This window comes from Streptomyces pyxinae, assembly GCF_024756275.1.
Taxonomy (GTDB): Bacteria; Actinomycetota; Actinomycetes; order Streptomycetales; family Streptomycetaceae; genus Streptomyces; species Streptomyces pyxinae.
Map to the genome: position 1 here is coordinate 482,861 of NZ_JANUGQ010000001.1, position 19,372 is coordinate 502,232.

Annotated in this window: 12 protein-coding genes; all 12 read right to left on the reverse strand. The window is 72.2% G+C overall.

The features are described 5' to 3' along the window. Positions 1–7: 7 nt before the first annotated feature. A complete protein-coding gene (locus NX801_RS02030; protein ID WP_258784970.1) occupies positions 8–958 on the reverse strand; it encodes an ABC transporter permease in 951 nt (316 codons plus the stop codon). Then, positions 951–1,883 (reverse strand): ABC transporter permease, encoded by a 933-nt coding sequence (locus NX801_RS02035; RefSeq protein ID WP_258784971.1) that lies wholly within the window; start codon positions 1,881–1,883, stop codon positions 951–953. The genes NX801_RS02030 and NX801_RS02035 overlap by 8 nt, the downstream gene beginning before the upstream one ends. Before the next feature lie 468 nt (positions 1,884–2,351). Beyond that, a complete protein-coding gene (locus tag NX801_RS02040) occupies positions 2,352–3,989 on the reverse strand; it encodes a peptide ABC transporter substrate-binding protein (protein ID WP_258784972.1) in 1,638 nt (545 codons plus the stop codon). Positions 3,990–4,650: 661 nt separating this feature from the next. After that, positions 4,651–6,552, reverse strand: coding sequence for a translational GTPase TypA (gene typA, locus NX801_RS02045; RefSeq protein ID WP_258784973.1), 1,902 nt, complete (start codon positions 6,550–6,552; stop codon positions 4,651–4,653). A 684-nt stretch (positions 6,553–7,236) separates the two neighbouring features. Continuing rightward, positions 7,237–9,828: an ABC transporter family substrate-binding protein gene (locus NX801_RS02050; protein WP_258784974.1), complete on the reverse strand. Its 2,592-nt coding sequence runs from the start codon at positions 9,826–9,828 to the stop codon at positions 7,237–7,239. Between the two features lie 457 nt (positions 9,829–10,285). Further along, positions 10,286–12,874: a SpoIIE family protein phosphatase gene (locus NX801_RS02055; RefSeq protein ID WP_258784975.1), complete on the reverse strand. Its 2,589-nt coding sequence runs from the start codon at positions 12,872–12,874 to the stop codon at positions 10,286–10,288. A gap of 148 nt (positions 12,875–13,022) precedes the next feature. Further along, complete coding sequence (locus NX801_RS02060) at positions 13,023–13,463, reverse strand: ATP-binding protein (RefSeq protein ID WP_258784976.1); 441 nt, start codon at positions 13,461–13,463, stop codon at positions 13,023–13,025. A gap of 608 nt (positions 13,464–14,071) precedes the next feature. Continuing rightward, entirely contained in the window at positions 14,072–14,524 is a 453-nt protein-coding gene (locus NX801_RS02065; RefSeq protein WP_258784977.1) for a (deoxy)nucleoside triphosphate pyrophosphohydrolase, read from the reverse strand. A gap of 166 nt (positions 14,525–14,690) precedes the next feature. Beyond that, positions 14,691–14,870: an SPOR domain-containing protein gene (locus NX801_RS02070; RefSeq protein ID WP_258784978.1), complete on the reverse strand. Its 180-nt coding sequence runs from the start codon at positions 14,868–14,870 to the stop codon at positions 14,691–14,693. A 391-nt stretch (positions 14,871–15,261) separates the two neighbouring features. Further along, entirely contained in the window at positions 15,262–16,014 is a 753-nt protein-coding gene (locus tag NX801_RS02075; RefSeq protein WP_258784979.1) for a GntR family transcriptional regulator, read from the reverse strand. A gap of 153 nt (positions 16,015–16,167) precedes the next feature. Next, a complete protein-coding gene (locus NX801_RS02080; RefSeq protein WP_258784980.1) occupies positions 16,168–17,322 on the reverse strand; it encodes a DUF4190 domain-containing protein in 1,155 nt (384 codons plus the stop codon). A 264-nt stretch (positions 17,323–17,586) separates the two neighbouring features. Beyond that, entirely contained in the window at positions 17,587–19,164 is a 1,578-nt protein-coding gene (locus NX801_RS02085; RefSeq protein WP_258784981.1) for a S8 family peptidase, read from the reverse strand. Positions 19,165–19,372: the final 208 nt, after the last annotated feature.

Consider the following 19,372-nt stretch of genomic DNA (forward strand, 5'->3'; position numbering starts at 1 on the left):
GCCCTCCTCAGCGCAGCTTCGGGTCGAGGGCGTTGCGCACCGCTTCGCCGAGCATGATGAACGCCAGCACGGTGAGGCTGAGCATGATCGACGGGTACAGCAGGATGTGCTGGGCCGTACGGATCTGCGTCACGCCGCCGGAGATGTCGACACCCCACGAGATGGTCGGGGCGGAGAGGCCCAGACCGAGATACGACAGGGTGGCCTCGGCCGAGATGTAGCCGCCGAGCGCGATGGTCGCGACGACGATCACCGGGGCCATGGCGTTCGGCAGGATGTGCCGGAACAGGATGCGGGTGGTGCCCGCGCCCAGCGCCTTGGCGGCGTGGACGTAGTCGGCCTGCTTGATGGTGATCACCGCACCGCGCATGACGCGGGTCAGCTGGGTCCAGCCGAGGAAGGCCAGGGCGAAGACGACCACCCAGACGCTGCGGTCGGTGAACGCGTTGAGCACCACCATGCCGCCGAGCAGGAACGGCACACCGAAGAAGATGTCGGTGATCCGGGAGACGATCGCGTCGGTCAGGCCGCCGAAGTAGCCGGCGATCATGCCGAGCAGCCCGCCGATCACGGTCACGATCAGGGTCACGCAGACACCGACGATGATCGAGGCACGGGTGCCGTGGATCAGCCGGGAGTACACGCTGCGGCCCTGGCCGTCGTAGCCGAGCCAGCCCTCCGAACCGACGTTGCCCAGCTCCGGCTTGCCCAGGAAGTGGTGCTGGAGGTCGCCCACGGTCGGCGAGGCGCTGGTGAACAGGCCCGGGAAGAGCGAGATCAGCAGCAGGAAGAAGATCATCACCGACGAGACCAGGAAGTACGGGTTGCGCCGCAGGTCGCGCCAGGCGTCGCCCCAGAGGCTGCGGGCCTCGTCCTTGGCCGGCTTGACCGGCTCGGCGGCGGACGGCGGGGCGATGGCGTCCTCGATGGCCGCCGCGGTCTTGGTGGCGTCAGGCATAACGGATCCTCGGGTCCAGGACCGCGTACAGCAGGTCGATGAGCAGGCTGGTGAGGAGGTAGACGAGCACCAGGATGGTGACCAGGCCGACCAGGGTGGCGCCCTCGCGACGGACGATCGACTCGTAGATGGTGCCGCCGATGCCCTTGACGTTGAAGACCGACTCGGTGACGACCGCGCCGCCCATCAGGGCACCGATGTCGGTACCGAGGAAGGTGACGACGGGGATCAGGGAGTTGCGCATCAGGTGCACACCGATGATCCGGCGCTTCGGCAGCCCCTTGGCGACGGCGGTGCGCATGTAGTCGGCGCGCAGGTTCTCCGCCATGGTCGTCCGGCTGAGCCGGGCGACATAGGCGAGCGAGAGTCCGCCGAGCACGATGGCGGGCGCGATCAGTTCGCCCCACTCCTGGTCATTGCTGACGTTCGGTTCGATCCAGCCCAGCTGGAAGGCGAAGACCGACTTCACGATGAAGCCGAGGACGAAGACCGGCACCGAGATGATCAGCAGTGTGAAGATCAGGATGGCGTTGTCCGCCAGCCGGCCGGCCCGCAGACCGGCGACGATGCCGAGACCCAGGCCGAAGACCAGCTCGATGGCGAACGCCAGGACGGTGAGCTGCAGGGTGACCGGGAAGGCCGCGGCCAGCACGTCCGTGACGGGGCGTCCGTTACGGATCTGGTTGCCGAAGTCGAAGTGCAGCAGCATCCGGGTCATGTAGTCCCAGTACTGAACCAGGACCGGCTTGTCCAGGCCGTGGTCGTGTCTGATCTTCGCCAGCGTGGCCGGGTCCGGGGTCTTGTCACCGAACAGGCCGGCCACCGGGTCGCCGGGCAGGGTGTAGACCATGAGGAAGATCAGCAAAGTGGTCCCGAGGAAAACCGGGATCATCTGGAGCAGTCGTCGTGCGACATAGCGCCCCATCGTGCCTCCATAGAGATGTGGCAGCCGCAGCCGAACGGCCCTTCCCCGGCGCCACCCCTTCCCCTGTCTCCCGGAACCGGTTGCCTCCGCCGACCGGGCGGGAGCCACGAACTCGCCACCGGTGGCACGGTTTTCGCGAACCGGGCACCGCAGAGGGCGAGTCCACCGAGTCCGTCCACCGGATCGGCGGACCACCGGTCGGCTGACCGGCTGACCATCGGACCGGCTGACCATCGGACCGGCAGTCCGACGGATCACCGGATCGGCGGTCTGACGGATCGCCGGGGCGATGGATCGGCGGATCGATGGATCGGCGGGGCACCGGAGACAGCGCTCCGGTGGCTCCGTGGCTCGGGGAGAAGAAGGGACGGGTGTGCCGTGAAAGGGCCCCCCGGCCGCTGCGTATGACCGGGTGCGGGCGTGACTCCCGTCAGGCCCGTACCCGGTGTGCGGACTACGCTGCGGTGATTACTTCGAGACCTGGACGTCCTGCAGGATCGGGTCGCCGTCCTGCGCGTACTTCACGCCCGAGACCTTCTCCGAGTAGCCCGCGTTGACCTTGTAGTACCAGAGCGGGATGGACGGCATGTAGTTCACCAGGTCCTTCTCGATCGCCTGGTACTTCTTCACCGACTCGTCGAGGCTCTTGGCCGCGTCCGCTTCCGCGATCTTGGCGTCCAGGGTCTTGTCCGAGAAGTCGCCCTGGTTGCCCGAGGCACCGGTCTTGAAGAGGTCACGGAGGAAGTTGGAGTTCACCGGGTAGTCGAGCACCCAGCCCGACCGGTACAGGGACTTGACCTGCTTGCTCTTGCGGGCCTGGAGGTCGGCCTGGAAGTCCGGCTTGGCGTCACCGACGCACTTGACGCCGGTCGCCTGGGTGATGCTGCCGCAGACGGCCTCGACCCACTCCTTGTGGCCGCCGTCCGAGTTGAACTGGATGGAGATGGCGTTGCCCGGGACACCGCCACCCTTCTCGATGAGGTCCTTGGCCTTGGCCGGGTTGTACTTGGTGACGTCCCCGGCGGCGTTCTCCTGGTAGCCCAGCACGCCCTTGGCGACCCAGCCGGTGGCCGGCTCACGGGTGCCCTGGAGCACCGTCTTGGTGATGGTGTCGCGGTCGATCGCCATCGAGAGGCCCTGGATGACCTTCGGGTCGATCTTCTTGGGCTTCTTCCACTTGTCGGCGTAGAACGCGACCGCGATCGTCTGGATCGAGGAGTACGGCTGGTCGACCGCGCGGTCACCGAGGTCGTCCCGGTAGACCGAGAGGTCCTTCGGGGCGATCTGGCGGAGGACGTCGACGTTGCCGGACTTGAGGTCCTCGTAGGCCGTCTCCAGGGTGGTGTAGTTCTTGAAGGTCACACCACCGTTCTTGGCCTTGTCGTCGCCCTTGTACCCGTCGTACCGGACGATCTTGATTTCCTTCTTGTGGTCCCAGCTCTGGAACTTGTAGGGACCGTTGCCGACCGGCTTCTCGCCGGCGGCCTTCGGGTCCTTGTAGAAGGACTCGGGGAGCGGCGAGAAGACCTCGTAACCCAGCTTGTACGCGAAGTACGGCAGCGAGTTGTTGAGCTCGATGGTGAAGGTCGAGTCGTCGACGACCTTCAGACCGGTCATCTCCGTCGCGGTGGCCTTGGCGCCCTCCGCCTCCGGGTGCAGGGCCTCGTAGCCCTTGATGTCGGAGAACCAGGAGGCGTTGCCCTGGTTGTTGGCGATGTTGGCGGCCCAGTTCCAGGCCTTGACGTACGACTGGGCGGTGACCGGGGTGCCGTCGTGGAAGGTCCAGCCCTTCTTGAGCTTGACGGTCCACAGCTTGCTGTCCTTGGTGTCCACCGACTCGGCGTTCACCATGGTCAGCTTGCCGTCCGGCGTGTAGTCGACCAGCTGGGCGAAGAGGCCGCTGAGCACGATCGAGCCGTTGGACTCCATCGTGTCGGCCGGGTGCAGCGCCTTCTCGGGCTCACCCACCTCGATGGAGAAGATGCCGTTCGGGTCGGCCTCACCCTTGGCGCCGGAGCCGCCGTCCTTACCCCCGCCACAGGCGGTCGCTGCCAGGGCGACGACTATCGCGCCCGCTACCCACTTGGCGCTCTTGGCACCGCGCATGGGTTCCTCCTCATGAGTCCACTGATCACTACAAGAGGGGCACTAGACGACCCGCCGACACCCCTGACGGCGAGATACGAGTGCTCCGAGTGTGCTCGTGGATCGGCGCTCCCCACAGCGCGTGACCCATTGACCCGAGCTCAATGGAGCCAACTATTAAGTAAGGCCGGGCCGTAAACCACACTTAAAGGGTCTCGTTTTGACAACATCACCCCGAACCGAGAGCCAGAAAACCGGACAAAGCGATCACAGACAGACACCCGCGAAACGGACTGTTAACACATGTTCCGGAGAGCGACGGTCGATATGCGGACGCACCGGGAGGGAAATGGAGTTGACGAAGGGCCCGGCTCTCCGCAGCTCGTGCGGGGTGCCGGGCCCTCATCGGGAACGGTGACGGCCGGTCGTCCCCACGGACGGTGACCGGTCGGCCGATGGCCTGATCACGACGGTCCGGGCGCGGGCGTCATGCCCGCTGACGAGCCGTCGGACGCGCGCACCGCGTCGGCGCCGGGCGGCCGGGCGGACCGTCGGCGCCGGCCGGCCGGATGGACCCGGTTCGACCCGGCGGACCGTCGGCGCCGGCCCGCCAGGGGCCGGCCGGGTCACGGCCGGACGGGGGTCCGTTCCCGGCCGGGAACGGACCCCGACAGGGAGGTGATCAGCCGTGCTTGGCGCGCGAGGCGGCGCGGGCGCGCTCGCGGGCGTCCAGGTTCACCTTGCGGATGCGGATCGCCTCCGGGGTCACCTCGACGCACTCGTCGTCGCGGCAGAACTCCAGCGACTGCTCCAGCGAGAGCTTGCGCGGCGGGACGATCGACTCCGCGACATCGGCCGTGGAGGAGCGCATGTTGGTGAGCTTCTTCTCCTTGGTGATGTTGACGTCCATGTCGTCGGAGCGGGAGTTCTCACCGACGATCATGCCCTCGTAGACCTCGGTGCCCGGCTCCACGAAGAGCACACCGCGCTCCTGGAGGTTGGTCATGGCGAAGCCGGTGACCGCGCCGGACCGGTCGGCCACCAGGGAGCCGTTGTTACGGGTCGTCAGGGTGCCGAACCAGGGCTCGTGGCCCTCGTGGATCGAGTGGGCGATACCGGTGCCGCGGGTGTTGGTCAGGAACTCCGTGCGGAAGCCGATCAGACCCCGGGACGGCACCACGAACTCCATGCGCACCCAGCCGGAGCCGTGGTTCGACATGTTGTCCATCCGGCCCTTGCGGATGCCCATGAGCTGGGTGACCGCGCCCATGTGCTCCTCGGGCACGTCGACGGTCATGCGCTCGACCGGCTCGTGCACCTTGCCGTCGATCTCGCGGGTGACCACCTGGGGCTTGCCGATGGTCAGCTCGAAGCCCTCGCGGCGCATCTGCTCGACCAGGATGGCCAGCGCCAGCTCACCCCGGCCCTGCACCTCCCAGGCGTCCGGGCGCTCGGTCTCGAGCACGCGGAGCGAGACATTGCCGATGAGCTCGCGGTCCAGCCGGTCCTTGACCTGGCGGGCGGTGACCTTGCGGTCCTTGACGGCCGCCTTGGCCTCCGCGCCCTTGCCGGTGCCGCCCCGGCCGACGAGCGGCGAGGTGTTGGTGCCGATGGTCATGGAGATGGCCGGCTCGTCGACCGTGATCAGCGGCAGCGCGACCGGGTTCTCCGGGTCGGCCAGGGTCTCACCGATCATGATGTCCGGGATACCGGCCACGGCGCAGATGTCGCCGGGGCCCGCCACCTCGGCCGGCTTGCGGGTGAGCGCCTCGGTCATCATCAGCTCGCTGATGCGGACGTTGGCGACGGAGCCGTCACGCTTGATCCAGGCGACGGTCTGGCCCTTGCGCAGCTCGCCCTGCTCGACGCGGAGCAGCGCGATACGGCCCAGGAAGTTGTCGGCGTCCAGGTTGGTGACGTGCGCCTGGAGCGGGGCCTCGGCGTCGTACTCCGGCGCCGGGACGTGCGACAGCAGGGTGGAGAAGAACGGCTCCAGGTTCTCGCTGTCGGCCGGGACCGTGCCGTCCTCCGGCTTGGTCAGCGAGGCGACGCCGTCACGGGCGCAGGCGTAGACGATCGGGAACTCGATCTGGTCCTCGTCCGCGTCCAGGTCCAGGAAGAGGTCGTAGGTCTCGTTGACGACCTCGTCGATGCGGGAGTCCGGGCGGTCGGTCTTGTTGATGCAGAGGATGACCGGCATCCGGGCCTGCAGGGCCTTGCGGAGCACGAAGCGGGTCTGCGGAAGCGGCCCCTCGGAGGCGTCCACCAGCAGCACGACCGCGTCCACCATGGACAGACCGCGCTCGACCTCACCACCGAAGTCGGCGTGGCCGGGGGTGTCGATGATGTTGATCGTGATGGGCTCGCCGCCGTCCTTCGGGTGGTACTTGACGGCGGTGTTCTTGGCCAGGATCGTGATGCCCTTCTCACGCTCCAGGTCGTTCGAGTCCATCACCCGGTCGTCCACCTGCTGGTGCGCGGCGAAGGCACCGGCCTGCTTCAGCATGGCGTCGACCAGGGTGGTCTTGCCGTGGTCGACGTGGGCGACGATGGCGACGTTGCGGATGTCGTGGCGCGTGGGCATGAGTGGCTGGCGCTTCTCTCGGATCGTGGGTGCGGCGTCTGTTTTTTCCTCGTACGCCCGCCGGGCGGACGCGCCACGGCTCGTCCCATGGTACGGGCCCGCCGCGCGCGGGGCCTCCCGGGCCGTCGGTGAACGTTCGAACACCCGGCCGTGACCTGCGAGGAAACGGGCTCTCGGGGGCGGGCGGAGATCTTCGACACGTCGGACGCGCACGCTCCCGGGCCGCCCGGGAGCACGCTCGGCGTCCGGGGCTCGCGGGGCGCCCGGGACGCGCTGCCGCGCGGGTCGCCGGGCGCGCGGCGCCACGGCGGGGGGCGCTCCGGAGGGCGCCCGCGCCGGGACGGGGCGGGCGGGGCGTGCGGAGCCGTTCCGGCGCGCCGGAAGAGGACAGCGGCGGGAGCGGCGGGGCGGCGACGGGCCGGGCGCACGGGAGGGCACGGGGCGGGGCGCACGGGCGGCGGTACGGCGCCGTGCGTGAGGAGGAGCGGGCGGAGGAGGCTGTACGGGGCGGGGACCGGCGCGCGGGGGCGGGCGCCGGGAGGAGGGTGAGGCGGCGGGGGTGAGGTGCGTGGGCCCGGGTCAAGGTCCACCTGCGAGCTTGCCCGCCGGGCGCACCGGCGGGCAAGGGACTTGAGGGAGTTCTGAGCTTGCGGCCCGGTTCGCCGGGCGGCGGGGGCGGTGGGACTACCGAGCGCGGTCGCCCCGGGACTTGCTGTCCTTGCCCGCCCCCTGGAAACCGATGTCCTCGTAGTGCGGGGTGGCGAAGCCGAAGGCACCGGCGTTGACCACGTTCCGCTTCCCCGCCACCAGCTGCGGTCGCTGGTAGAGCGGGATCGAACCGGCGGCCGCCCAGATCCTGGCGTCGGCCTGCCTGATCAGATCGGCGGCCGCCTTCTCGTCCAGCTCGGCGGCGGCCCGGTCCAGGAGCTGGTCGATGTGGTCGGTGCCGACCCGGGTGTAATTCTGCTCCACCTGGAGCGAGCCGTCCGAGGCGGGTTCCGGCTTGGCGAAGATCGGCCGCCCGTCGGTGGCCGGGAAGGCGGTGCCGGGCCAGGAGTAGAGGGCCAGGTCGTACTCGCCGGCCGCGATGTGGTCCTTGAAGTAGCTCTCGTCCGAGACCTTGGTGATCTCGGTACGGATGCCCACCCGGGCGAGCATCCCGGCGATCCGGTCCCCGACCGCCCGCAGCGAGTCGGAGCCCGCGCCGGACGGGAGTACGAAGCGGAGGGTGAGCGGCTTGCCGTCCTTGCCGAGGGCCCCGTGCGCCGCGCCGGCCCCGTCCGCTCCGGGCGCGGCCGGGGCCGCCGTACCGCGCGGGGCGTAGGCGCCGGGGACGCCGCCGCCCTGAGCCCTGGCCCGGCCGGTGTCGTTCTTGCCGCCGTCGTCGGCCCCGCCCCCGTCCCGCCGGGCGTTCTCCGCCTCCGGGGCCCGCTCGGCCTCCCCGGCCGCCTCGGCCGCCCCCTCGGCCCGGGGGCCGGTGGCGGCCCGGCGCTGCGAGGCGGTCTGGCGGAGCAGGGCGGTCTGGAGAGGAGTGGAGGCGGGGGCGAGCACTTGGGTGCCCTCCGGGCCGCCGAAGTCGCCGGTGCGGGGCTTGTCGTCACCGACGATGTACAGCCCCTCGTCGGACGCCTCGTCCGGCTCAGCGGCCCGGGCCGCCCGCTGCGGCGCGGCGGCGACGGACGCCCGGGGCGCCATGGACCAGGCGGTGGGCGCCACGGTTCCGGGAGCCGGGGCACCCGGCTTGGCGGGCGCGGCGCCGGCGGCCGGCGCGGAGGTGCCGGCGGCGGAGGCGGCCGGCCGGGGGGCGGCCGGGGTGCCGGTGCCGCCCGCCCTGGTGCCGTCGCCGGGCACCGGCTTGCGCCCGGCGACCCCGTCGGTCGTCCAGCCCGCGTCGGCCAGCAGCGCCAGGGCCTCCGCGGTGTCCTGTCCGCCGATGGCGGCGCTGCCGTCCGCGTACGCCGGCTGCCCGGCCAGCGCCAGATGGCTGCCGACCGGCTGGGCGGGCAGGCCCAGCGGCTTCAGCACCGTCTCCGCGAGCTCCTGCCGGTTGATCGCCCGGGCCACCGCGCGGCGTACCCGCTCGTCGGACAGCGGACCCGACTCCCCGTTCAGCGCCAGCTGGGTGTAGGCGGGTTCCAGGGACTTCCGTACGACATAACCGCTCAGGGCGGGGTCGGGCCGGCTCCCCGGCCCGGCCGCCGCGGGAGCGTTCCCGGCCTGCCCCGCGCGGGCGGACGCGGTCCGCCCGTCGCCGGCGCCGTTCGCCCGCGCCCCGGAGCCCAGTGCCGCCGAGGGGGTGGTCGCCATCCCGGGGCTCTGGACGTCCCCCGCGCCTCCGGGGGCCGGGGAGGCGCTGCGCCCGCCCGGCCCGGCCGCCGGTGCGATCCGTTCGGCGGTGGCCGGGTCCACCTCGGCCAGGTCGACCTCGCCGGCCTTCAGCGCGGCGGTCCGCTGGGCGCGCGGCACCGCCTTGAGGACCAGGGTGTCGAGTTTGGCGGGGCGGCCCCACCAGCGCGGGTTGCGGGCCAGGGTGACGGTGCCCGCCGGGGCGTCGACCGCCCGGAGCTGGAACGGGCCGGCCGAGACCGGCAGTTTGCCGCGCGCCACGTCGTTGAAGGCGTCCGGCGAACTTGTCGCCGACTTGGGGTAGAGCGGCGAGAAGAGGGCCCGCCAGTCGGCGTACGGCTTGGCGAAGGTGACCCGGACCTGGAGGTCGTTGGCCCCCCGCTCGACCTTCTCGATGCGCTCGTAACCGGCGTTCCGCGCGGTCCAGTAGGCGGAGTTCCGCCCGCTGAGCGCCTGCCACTGGGCGAGGAAGTCGGGCGCCCCGATCTCCCGGCCGTCGCTCCAGACCGCCTGCTGGTGCAGCTTGTAGAGGACGACCTGCTTGGGCTCCCGCTCGACGACCTCGGCCGACTCCAGGTAGTCCGGGTTGAGCTGCGGGCGGCCCTGGGCGTCCACCGTGAACAGGGTGGGGAGCACGGCTCCGGTGACCCGGCCGGTGGTGGCGTCGGCGTCGGCCTGGAAGGCGTTGAGCGTGGCCGGCAGCGTGTCGACGGCCCACTTGAGGGTTCCGCCGTCGGCGACCCCGGCACGGGCGACGGGCGCGATGTCCTGCGGCACGGGGTGGGCGGTGGACCCCCGTTCGGCGCCGGAGCACCCGGCGAGCGCCGAGACGGTGAGCACGCCGCAGGTGAGCAGCGCGGCCGGCCGGAGAGCCCGGGCGCGGGGGCCCCCGGGGGCCGCCGTTCCGCGAGGGGCGCCGACGTGGGACATGACTTGTCCCCCTTCGTCCTGTTCTGGGGATTTTAGGGTGATCACACCTATCGCTCCCCTACTGAAGAGGACGGACATGGCTCCCCGGGCCATGACACGGCGGTACGGCGTACAAAGCCCACCCGTGCGGCCCAACGCCGCCCCCCGTACGGCCCTCACGGACCTCGCCCCGGACGGCGGGCGCACCCGGGGGTCGCGGTGCGGAACGGCCCCCGGGCCGTCCCCCGGCGCGGGAAGGTCCCGTGGCCGGACGGGGCGCGCGGACGAACAGGCACCGGCCCCCGGAGACCGTGACGTACCTGCTGGACGGCACCTTCGTCCAGGCGCGCGGGCGAACAGGTACCGGCCCCCGGCCGGCACACCGACCGGGGGCCCTCCCGTATCGCCCCACGCGTCCGGGACCCCAGGACCCGCCAGGCCCCAAGGCCCCAGGACATCAAGGCCCCGAACGGGTTCTTCAGAACATGCTGAGCAGCTGCTCCACGCTCGGCTCGGCCGCCGCGTCGCCGTCCGGCAGCCCCAGCTCGAACCAGACGGTCTTGCCGCGCGGGGTGCGGCGCGAGCCCCAGCCCGCGCTGAGCAGGCCCACCAGCTGGAGGCCCCGCCCGCCCTCGTCGGTGTCCCGGGCCCGGCGCCGCCGCGGCTGCACCAGTCCCGCGTCCCAGACCTCGCAGACCAGGGTGCGGTCGCGCAGCAGCCGGAGCCGTATCTCGCCCTCGCCGTACCGCAGGGCGTTGGTCACCAGCTCGCTGACGAGCAGCTCGACCGTGTCCACGAGCGGTTCCAGGTCCCAGGTGGTGAGCTGGGCACGGGCCAGCTCCCGGGCCCGGCCGACCGAACGCGGCTCGCGCGGCAGCCGCCAGTCCCCCACCGCCTCGGCGGGCAGCCCCTGGACCCGGGCCAGCAGCAGGGCGATGTCGTCCTCGCCGTGCCGGGTGTCCAGCGTGCTCAGCACATGGTCACAGACGTCCTCCAGCGCGCGCGGCTGGTCGGTGAGCGCGCTCCGGAACGCCTGGAGACCCTCGTCCAGCGGGTGGTCGCGGGACTCCACGAGCCCGTCGGTGTAGAGCGCCAGCAGCGCCCCCTCCGGCAGATCGACCTCGACCTCCTCGAAGGGCTCCCCGCCGACACCGAGCGGTACGCCGATCGGCCCCTCAAGCAGCAGCGCCTTCTCGCCCGGCTCCACCAGCGCCGGCGGCAGATGGCCCGCGTTGGCGAACGTACAGCGCCGGGTGACGGCGTCGTACACCGCGTAGACGCAGGTGGCGAGGTACACCTCGGAGAGCTCCGGGTCGCCGCCCCGCCGGCCGGGCCCCGGCTGCTGGGGGATGCCCCGGGCGCCGGGCCGGGCGTTCCCCGGGGTGCCGAGGCCCCGGGCGATCTCGTCCAGGTGCGAGAGCACCTCGGCCGGTTCCAGGTCCAGCTGGGCCAGGGTCCGTACGGCGGTGCGCAGTTCGCCCATGGCCACGGCCGCGCGCAGGCCGCGCCCCATCACGTCGCCGATCACCAGCGCGGTGCGGTGGCCCGGGAGTTCGATGACGTCGAACCAGTCGCCGCCCACCTCGGTCGCCGTGTTGCCGGGCAGATAGCGGCAGGCGATGTCCAGCCCGGCGGCCTCGGGGTCGCCGGGGGGCAGCAGGCTGCGCTGGAGGATCAGCGCCCGCTCGTGCTCCCGGCGGTAGAGGCGGGCGTTGTCGATGCAGACGGCGGCGCGGGCGGCCAGCTCGGCGGCGAGGCCCCGGTCCCGCTCCCCGAACGGCTCGCTGCCCTTGGCGCGCGAGAACTGCACCAGGCCGACCACGGTGTCGTGCGCCACCATCGGCACGACCAGCGTGGACTGCGCCAGCCCGCCCTCCTCCCCGGGCACCGTCCGCGCCCGGCCGGAGCGCAGCGCCCCGCCGCAGGGCGAGTCGAGCGGATAACGGTGTACGGCTCCGAGCTCGATCCCGCCCGGGGCACCGGCACCGTCCCGCCCGGCGCCCGGGTTGAGCACCGGGGCGTCCGAGACCGCGCTGGCGAAGGCGACCCGGCGCAGCGCTGCGCCTCCGCGCCCGTCCGGCCCGGCGCCCGGGGCGTCCCAGCGGCCGGGCGGCGCCTCCTCGCCGGTCAGCAGCGACTGGAGCAGATCGACCGAGGCCAGGTCGCAGAAGCCGGGCACCGCAACGTCCAGCAGCTCACGGGCGGTGGTCTCCAGGTCCAGCGAGTTCCCGATCCGGGCGCTCGCCTCATTGAGCAGGGCGAGGTTCCGCCGGGCGCTGGCCGCCTCGCGCGCGGCGTTCTGGCGGCGGGTCACATCGATGCCGAGGCTGGCCACGCCGATCGGCCTCCCGGCGCCGCCGTGCACCCGGTAGAGGTTGATGGACCAGTGGCGCCGCTCGGCGCCGTCCGGCACGGTGCCGACCAGTTGGAGGTCGGTGACGGGCTCCCCGGTCTCCAGGACATGGCGCAGGGCGGCGGTCATCCGCTCCGCCTCGTGCCGCGGCAGGTAGTCCTCCACCCGGCGGCCCCGGTGGTCGTCGGCCGAGCCTCCGAAGACCGTGGCGAACCGCTGGTTGGCACGCTGCACCGTGAGATCGGCACCGAACAGCAGAAAGCCGAAGGGGGATTGACCAAAAATCGCCTGTGAGGCCGCCAGCTCCGTCTCTATTCGCCGCAGCGCGCGGACGTCCACCACGATGCAGACCGCGGCCCGTTCACCGCGCTCCGTCTCGGTCGGCATCACATAGATCTCGGCCACCCCGCCGGTGCCCCGCTCCCCCGGCGTCCGGAACGGCACCAGGCCCGTCCACTCCCTGCCGTCCAGGATCTCGGCGATCCTCCGGTGGCCGCGCGACCGCAGCTCGGCGGGCATGAACGCCTCCACCGGGTCCTTTCCCCGGACCTGCTCCGCCGGGACGCCGAACAGCTCGGCCGCCCGGGCACTCCACTGATCGACCAGCCCCTCGGGGCCGATCGAGAAGGAGGCGACGCTGATGTAGTCATAGATCGAGCCAGGCGGATTGCGCTGCCACACGACGTCGTTCGCCGTCTCAGATGTCTCGCTCACGCGACCGTCCCCTCCAGCTCACCGCACCGGACCGGCCATTCCCGCAGTATTCAGCACTACGGCCCCCGGAGGCACGACGTTCACGATCACAGGGTGGTCTCGTTCGTTTTGAGCCCGGCCCCCGATTGATCGTTGTCCCTCCAGACTTCTAACCAGGCAGAGGCAGCTCGAACCACACCGCCTTGCCCGACGCTCCCTTTCGCGTCCCCCAGCGCCGGGCCGAACAGGCGACCAGCTGCAGTCCCCGGCCGCCCTCGTCGTCGGGGCCGGCCGGCCGGGTATGCGGCGGCTCCGGCAGCGGGTCGGAGACCTCCACCAGCAGGGCCGGCCCGCCCGCGCTCCGCTCCTCCTCCTGCTCCGTCTCCTGCCCCAGCCGGGTCAGCCGGACACCGACGGGACCGGAGGCGTACCGCAGGGAATTGGTGACCAGCTCGCTGACCAGCAGCACCGCCAGATCACAGACCGACGGGTCGACCCGCCAGGTACGCAGGGCGTCGCGGACGGCATGGCGGGCGGAGCGAACGGCGCCGAGCTCACCGGGGAAGGTCCACTCCGCGCACGCGCCCTCGGTGTCGATCACGCCGACCACATCCCCAGAATCGCGGGGGCCCTGTCCGGTATCAGGGGTTAATCGGCAATTACCCGATAATCGAGGCGGTCTACCCCCGCATGGGGCACATGATGAGACGGATGAGGACGCAGCCGGCGTACGGCTCCGGCGGCGCCCGCCGGAGCCGACGCACCGTACCGCCAGGGCAGGCCCTTGCCGGACCCGGTCCCGCAACCGCGCGCACCCGCGACCGCCGTCCGGGTGACCCGCCCCCGAGTCCCGGTCGGAGGCCCCCGCCGGCCCTCCGAGGGAGTGACCCCCGGCCGGCAGCGGGGTCAGCCCGGGAGCGGGCGCCGATCGGCAGCAGGTTCAGGCCGGGAGCGGGCGCCGGGCCGACCGCGAGCAGCCCCCGACCGGGAGCGGCCCTCCAACCGGGAGCGGGCGCCGGGCCGAGAGCGAGCGCCGGGCCGGACCCGGTGGCGCCTCCGGAAGCCGACCCGGAATCGGGCGCATCGCCGGAGACCCACCCGGAATCGGGCGCAGCACCGGATGCAGCACCGGGTGCCGGGCCGGGCTCCGCGGCGTCGCCGCCGGAAGCAGACTCGAAGCCGGGGCGCCTCCAGGGGCCGGCCCCCGCCCGGGGCGCCTCAGGAAACCCGCCCGGGCTCGGGCGCGTCCCCGGAAGCCGACTCCCCGCCGGGCCCGCCGCTCAGCCGGCGGGCCGCCTCGGCGACGGCGGGGCGGTCCTGATCCAGCCAGTCGACCGTGTCCGCTTCCAGCTCCCGCGCGGTCAGCCAGCGCACCTCGTCGTGATCCTCCAGAGGGAGCGGCTCCCCCGACAGCAGCCGGGCGGTCCAGACCTGGAGGACGTAGCCGGGCTTCAGCGGCCACTCCCCGGGAATCCGCTCCACCGGCTCGGTCTCGATGCCCAGTTCCTCGCGCAATTCGCGGACCAGCGCCTGCTCGGGGGTCTCGCCCCGCTCCAGCTTGCCGCCGGGCAGTTCCCAGCGCCCGGCCAGCTCCGGCGGAGCGCTGCGGCGCGCGGCCAGCAGCCGCCCCCTGTCGAGTACGGCTCCGGCCACCACCACACGATCCGTCATGCGCCGGAGCGTAACGCGCCCGTACGCCCCGGCCCGAACCGACCGGATCCGGGCCGATCACCGCGACCCGGCACTCCCGCCGGGCCGGTGCGCGGCTCCGGGCCGGGCCGCTCGGCGCCCAGGTCCGGCGGCCGGCGCTCGGGCTCTGCGCCCGGCTCCCGGACGGTCAGTGCGCGGGCTGGCCCATGTGCTCCACCCAGTACCGCTGGCGCTGGCCCCGGTCGTCGAAGCTGTCGGCGATCTTCTGCGCCTCGTCCCGGGTCGCGTACCGCCCGACCCGGTACTGGTTGCCGCTGTCGTCCTGCCGTATCACCAGCCAGGGAAGGACCGCGCTGCTCTCACCCATCACGCTTCTCCCCCCGCGCCGGAGCGCTCGGCAAGCTCGACAAGGATGTACGGGAAACCGCGTTCCGCATATGCCCGAGCTTACGCCTGACCTTCACCCTGCGGATATGGCCTTTTACCAAGAGGCACACATCCGGCCAGCACCCGATCGGTGCATGGGGGCGCATTAGACCGAGTGCGCCCCTTGCCACCGCCGTGATCGGGCGTCAGCTCACGCTTCCGGCACGAACGGAACCACCGTAGCGGTGGTACGCCCACGGCACGCGCCGGTTGCTCCGATCGCCCCGACTCTCCTCGCCGCCCCGATCACCCCGGCGCGGTCATGTGCCCGCATCCGGGCAGGACACCCCTCCCGGCGCCGGCGACAACCGGTCACCACCCCCGCCACCCGCTCATCTGACCGGGAGGTGGTAGGCGATCCGGTAACGGTCGGCGGGCACCACCACATCGGCGGTCTCGACCGCCAGCCCGGAGGCGTAGTACGTGCGCTCCACCACCAGGACCACATGGCCCGGCACCCCGCCGAGCGCCAGGAGCTCCTCCGCCAGCCCCGGACGCGCGCCGACCTCCTCCACCACGTTGTCCACCACGATGTCGATCGCGGCCATCCGCTCCACCACCCCGCTGCCGGCCAGCGGCCCCTCCTCGGGCAGCATCACCGGCGTACGCCCGGTGACGGCGAGCGGCTCCCAGGAGGTGGAGAGCATCATCGGCTCGCTCGCCACCCGGAAGACGTACCGGGTGCGCATCACCGGGTCCCCCGGCGCGACGCCGAGCCGTTCCGCGATCGCGGGCCCGGCCGTCTCCTGCTCGCTGGTGGCCTCCCAGGTGCCGCGCGCCTCCTCGGCCGCCTGCTCCTGGCGGAACGGATTGGCGCCGCCCGACGGCCGGTAGCCGGAGCGGGCGATCCGGCGGGGCACGGGCCGCTCCCGGACATAGGTACCGGAGCCGGAGCGGCCCTCCACCAGCCCCTCCGCCATCAGTACCTTCCGCGCCTCCAGGGCGACCGTGTCCGAGACCCCGTACTCCTCCCGGATCCGCGCCTGGGACGGGAGCCGGGTGTGCGGCGGCAGCGAGCCGTTCACAATCCTCTCGCGGAGATCGCCCGCGACGCGCAAGTAGGCCGGCTGCTCACCAAAAGTCACGGGCCACTCCGATCAGGTTGACGGACAGCAACAGAGTCGCAACCGTCAGTTGAGCGCCGCAAGTATGGGCCAGGGTTTCACCCGAAGTGATGATTGCCGCTGAGAAGTGTCACGGCCGGGGTTGAGCGGCCACTCAATAAGGGCAGTGGAGTGCTACGCCGACTCCCGGTCCGCCGACCGCGCCGGCGTGCCGTCCAGCCCGAGCGACACGCGCGCTCGCTTGCCAAGATCCGGCGGAAGTGCCTCGTAGCCGGAGTCGTATGCCTCGTAGAAGACCCCCGCGTCCCCGGCCGCGGCCGCCTCGCGCCAGTGACCACCCGCCGCGTCGATCTCCTTGACCAGGGACGCGACGGCACCGGCCGAGGCGGCCGGCCAGGAGCGGGCTCGCAGCTGTGCCGCCGTCGCGCCGAGGGTCGCGGACAGTTCCCCGGCCCACTTCCGGTTGGCCGCCAGATCGTCCTCGGCGTCCGCCTCCGGCTCCTCGCCGACGGCGCTCTCGATCGGATTGACCGCTGTCAGAAAGGCGGACTGATGACTGTTCAGGGTGGTCGCGTCGGCGCGCACCGAGCCCGTGAGCTTGCCGCTCTCCGCGGCGTACGCGCAGGTCACCGCGCGGTCCCCGAGCCGCCAGCTCTCCTTGCTCGGCTGGTAGTAGAACAACCAGGCGTTGTCCGGGACGGCCCAGGTGTCCATCGCGTACCGGGCGGCGACGGTCTGGCAGCGCTTCTCCGCGAGCGGCTCCAGCACCTCGTCCCCCGGCCAGGCCGAGAAGCCGCTCACCTGGAACAGGCCGGTCACCTCGCCGTCGTGCGGCCGGTCGCAGTCCACCACCCGGACCTCCGTGGTGACGGCCTCCTCGCTCGGGTCGTCGTAGCACTGACCGGTGCGCAGGTCGAGCGTGGAGCGGGAGCGGGACGCCTTGTCCGCGGCCTCGCGGAAGCCGTCGTACGCCGTCCTGAAGCCGCCCGTCGCCAGCCCGGCCACCAGGATCAGGGTGCCGACGAGCGAGAGGACGATCCCGGAGACCGCCAGCCCCTTGCCCCGTTCGCCCCGCCGTTTGATCTGCCGCAGGGCGACGGCGCCCAGGATCACCCCGACCAGTGGCACACAGCAGACGATCCCGGTGATCAGCGAGGTGATGGCGAGTCCGTTCACCTGCGCGGCGGGCGGCGGCGGGACGGGCATGCCGTACGGAGGCGGCGGCAGATGCCCGTACGGCGACTGCCCGGCCTGCGACGGTCCGTACGGCGACTGCCCGGGCTGCGACTGCTCGGGCGGTGGCCAGCCCTGCGGGGACGACTGCTGCACGGCTGGGGCCTCCTGAGGGGGCTGGGGGCGATCGGACGGGCCTGCCGCCCGGGAGACGTGCCGCCGGAGGACCGCGGGGACCGCCCCCGGCCCGGGGCGCGACCCGGGTCGTACACGCGAGCGACTGGCGCATCGTACGCGGTCGCGCCCCCGGCGGGGGCGGCGGGCCCGAGCGCCGAGGGACGACCGCCCGGAGCGGGCGGCCGCCCCTCCCTCACCCGGTCACCGGGCGAGGCGCGCGTGCCGTGCGGGCGGAGCCGCGGATCAGAACTGCAGCGCCCAGGAGTCGATCTTTCCGGTGTCTTGGGCGGCGTTGTCGCTCACCCGCAGCTTCCAGGTGCCGTTGGCCACCTCGGCGGAGGCGTTGACGGTGTAGGTGGTGTCGATGTTGTCGGAGCTGCCGCCCGCGCCGTACGCCTTGAGGGTGTACGCCGAGCCGTCCGGGGCGATCAGCTGGATCTGGAGGTCACCCACATAGGTGTGGACGATGTTCACCGGCACCTGGAGGGCGGCGGGGGCGTTGCCCGTGACCCCGGTGACGGTGACCGGCGATTCGACGGTGGCGTTGTCGCTGATCGCGTAGTCGGTGGTGTTCTCGAAACGCGTGCCGGGCGGGTTCGGGTCGGTCCCGCCGCCGCCCACGTGGAGCAGGCGGTTCGGGGAGCCGCTGCCCGGGTTGCCGACCACATTGGGCGTGGCCGCGCCGGTGAGGGCGGTGGCCACCTGGGCGGGTGTGGCCGTGGGGTTGCCCGCGAGATACAGCGCGGCGGCGCCGGTCACGTGCGGGGTGGCCATCGAGGTGCCGGAGATGGTGTTGGTGGCGCTGTCGCTAGTGTTCCAGGCGGAGGTGATGGAGGAGCCGGGGGCGAAGAGGTCCAGCACACTGCCGTAGTTGGAGAAGCTGGAGCGCGCGTCGGTGTTGGTCGTGGAGCCGACGGTGATGGCCTCGGCCACCCGCGCCGGCGAGCTGCCGGAGGCGTTGGCGCTCTCGTTGCCGGCCGCGACGGCATAGGTGATGCCGGAGGCGATGGAGTTGCGTACCGCGGTGTCGAGCGCGGTGTCCGCCCCGCCGCCGAGGCTCATGTTGGCCACGGCCGGCTTGACCGCGTTCCGGGTCACCCAGTCGATGCCGGCGACGACCTGGTCGGTGGTGCCGGAGCCGGAGTTGTTGAGCACCCGGACACCGACGAGCTTGGCCTTCTTGGCCACCCCGTAGGAGTTGCCGCCGACGGTGCCGGCGACATGGGTGCCGTGCCCGTGGCCGTCCTGGGCGGTGTTGTCGTTGTCGATGGCGTCGTAGCCGTAGGAGGCCCGGCCTCCGAAGTCGCTGTGCGTGATGCGTACGCCGGTGTCGATGATGTACGCCGTGACGCCCTGGCCCGCGGGCTCGGGGTAGGTGTAGCTCTGGTTCAGCGGCAGGGCACGCTGGTCGATCCGGTCCAGACCCCAGGACGGCGGGGAGGGCTGGGTGCCGGTGATGGTGAAGACCCGGTTCTGCACGACGGAGTCGACCGCGGGGTCGGCGGCCAGCTTCCTCGCCTGCGCCTCGGACAGCTCGACGGCGTACCCGTTGAGCGCCTCGGTGTAGGTACGGGAGATCCTCGCGCCGTAGCGGCCGACGACGGCCCTGCCCCGCGCGGACTCGGCCGCCGCCGACTCGTCGAGGGTGACGAGGTAGCTGCCGGGCACGGCGTTGGCGGCACCGGCGTACTGGACGACGCCCTCCGGCGCCGCCTCGGCCGCACCGGCGGGCAGGGCGGACACCGAGGCGAGCGCCAGCGCGGCGACGACGGTGGCTCCGGCGGCGGCGAGTCTTCGCGGCGAGGTACGCATCACTGACATGTGAGGGATCCTCCTCATTGGTGGTGCGTTGCTGTGGGGGTGAGCGACGGCCGGAACCACCGCGCGCGGATCACACACGCGGCATATTTTTCAGGTACATGACAATCCAACACCCCTCAGGGGAGCGGGATTTGTTCACCCGGCCGTCAGCGAAAGGCTGACTGATCCACCCGATTCCCACAAGGGCCCCGTCCCCACCGCAACCCGC

Excerpts from the sequence above, each read along its gene's own strand:
- NX801_RS02030 (WP_258784970.1), bottom strand. The coding sequence starts at position 958 with ATGCCTGACGCCACCAAGACCGCGGCGGCCATCGAGGACGCCATCGCC.
- NX801_RS02035 (WP_258784971.1), bottom strand. The coding sequence starts at position 1,883 with ATGGGGCGCTATGTCGCACGACGACTGCTCCAGATGATCCCGGTTTTC.
- NX801_RS02040 (WP_258784972.1), bottom strand. The coding sequence starts at position 3,989 with ATGCGCGGTGCCAAGAGCGCCAAGTGGGTAGCGGGCGCGATAGTCGTC.
- typA (WP_258784973.1), bottom strand. The coding sequence starts at position 6,552 with ATGCCCACGCGCCACGACATCCGCAACGTCGCCATCGTCGCCCACGTC.
- NX801_RS02050 (WP_258784974.1), bottom strand. The coding sequence starts at position 9,828 with ATGTCCCACGTCGGCGCCCCTCGCGGAACGGCGGCCCCCGGGGGCCCC.
- NX801_RS02065 (WP_258784977.1), bottom strand. The coding sequence starts at position 14,524 with ATGACGGATCGTGTGGTGGTGGCCGGAGCCGTACTCGACAGGGGGCGG.
- NX801_RS02070 (WP_258784978.1), bottom strand. The coding sequence starts at position 14,870 with ATGGGTGAGAGCAGCGCGGTCCTTCCCTGGCTGGTGATACGGCAGGAC.
- NX801_RS02085 (WP_258784981.1), bottom strand. The coding sequence starts at position 19,164 with ATGTCAGTGATGCGTACCTCGCCGCGAAGACTCGCCGCCGCCGGAGCC.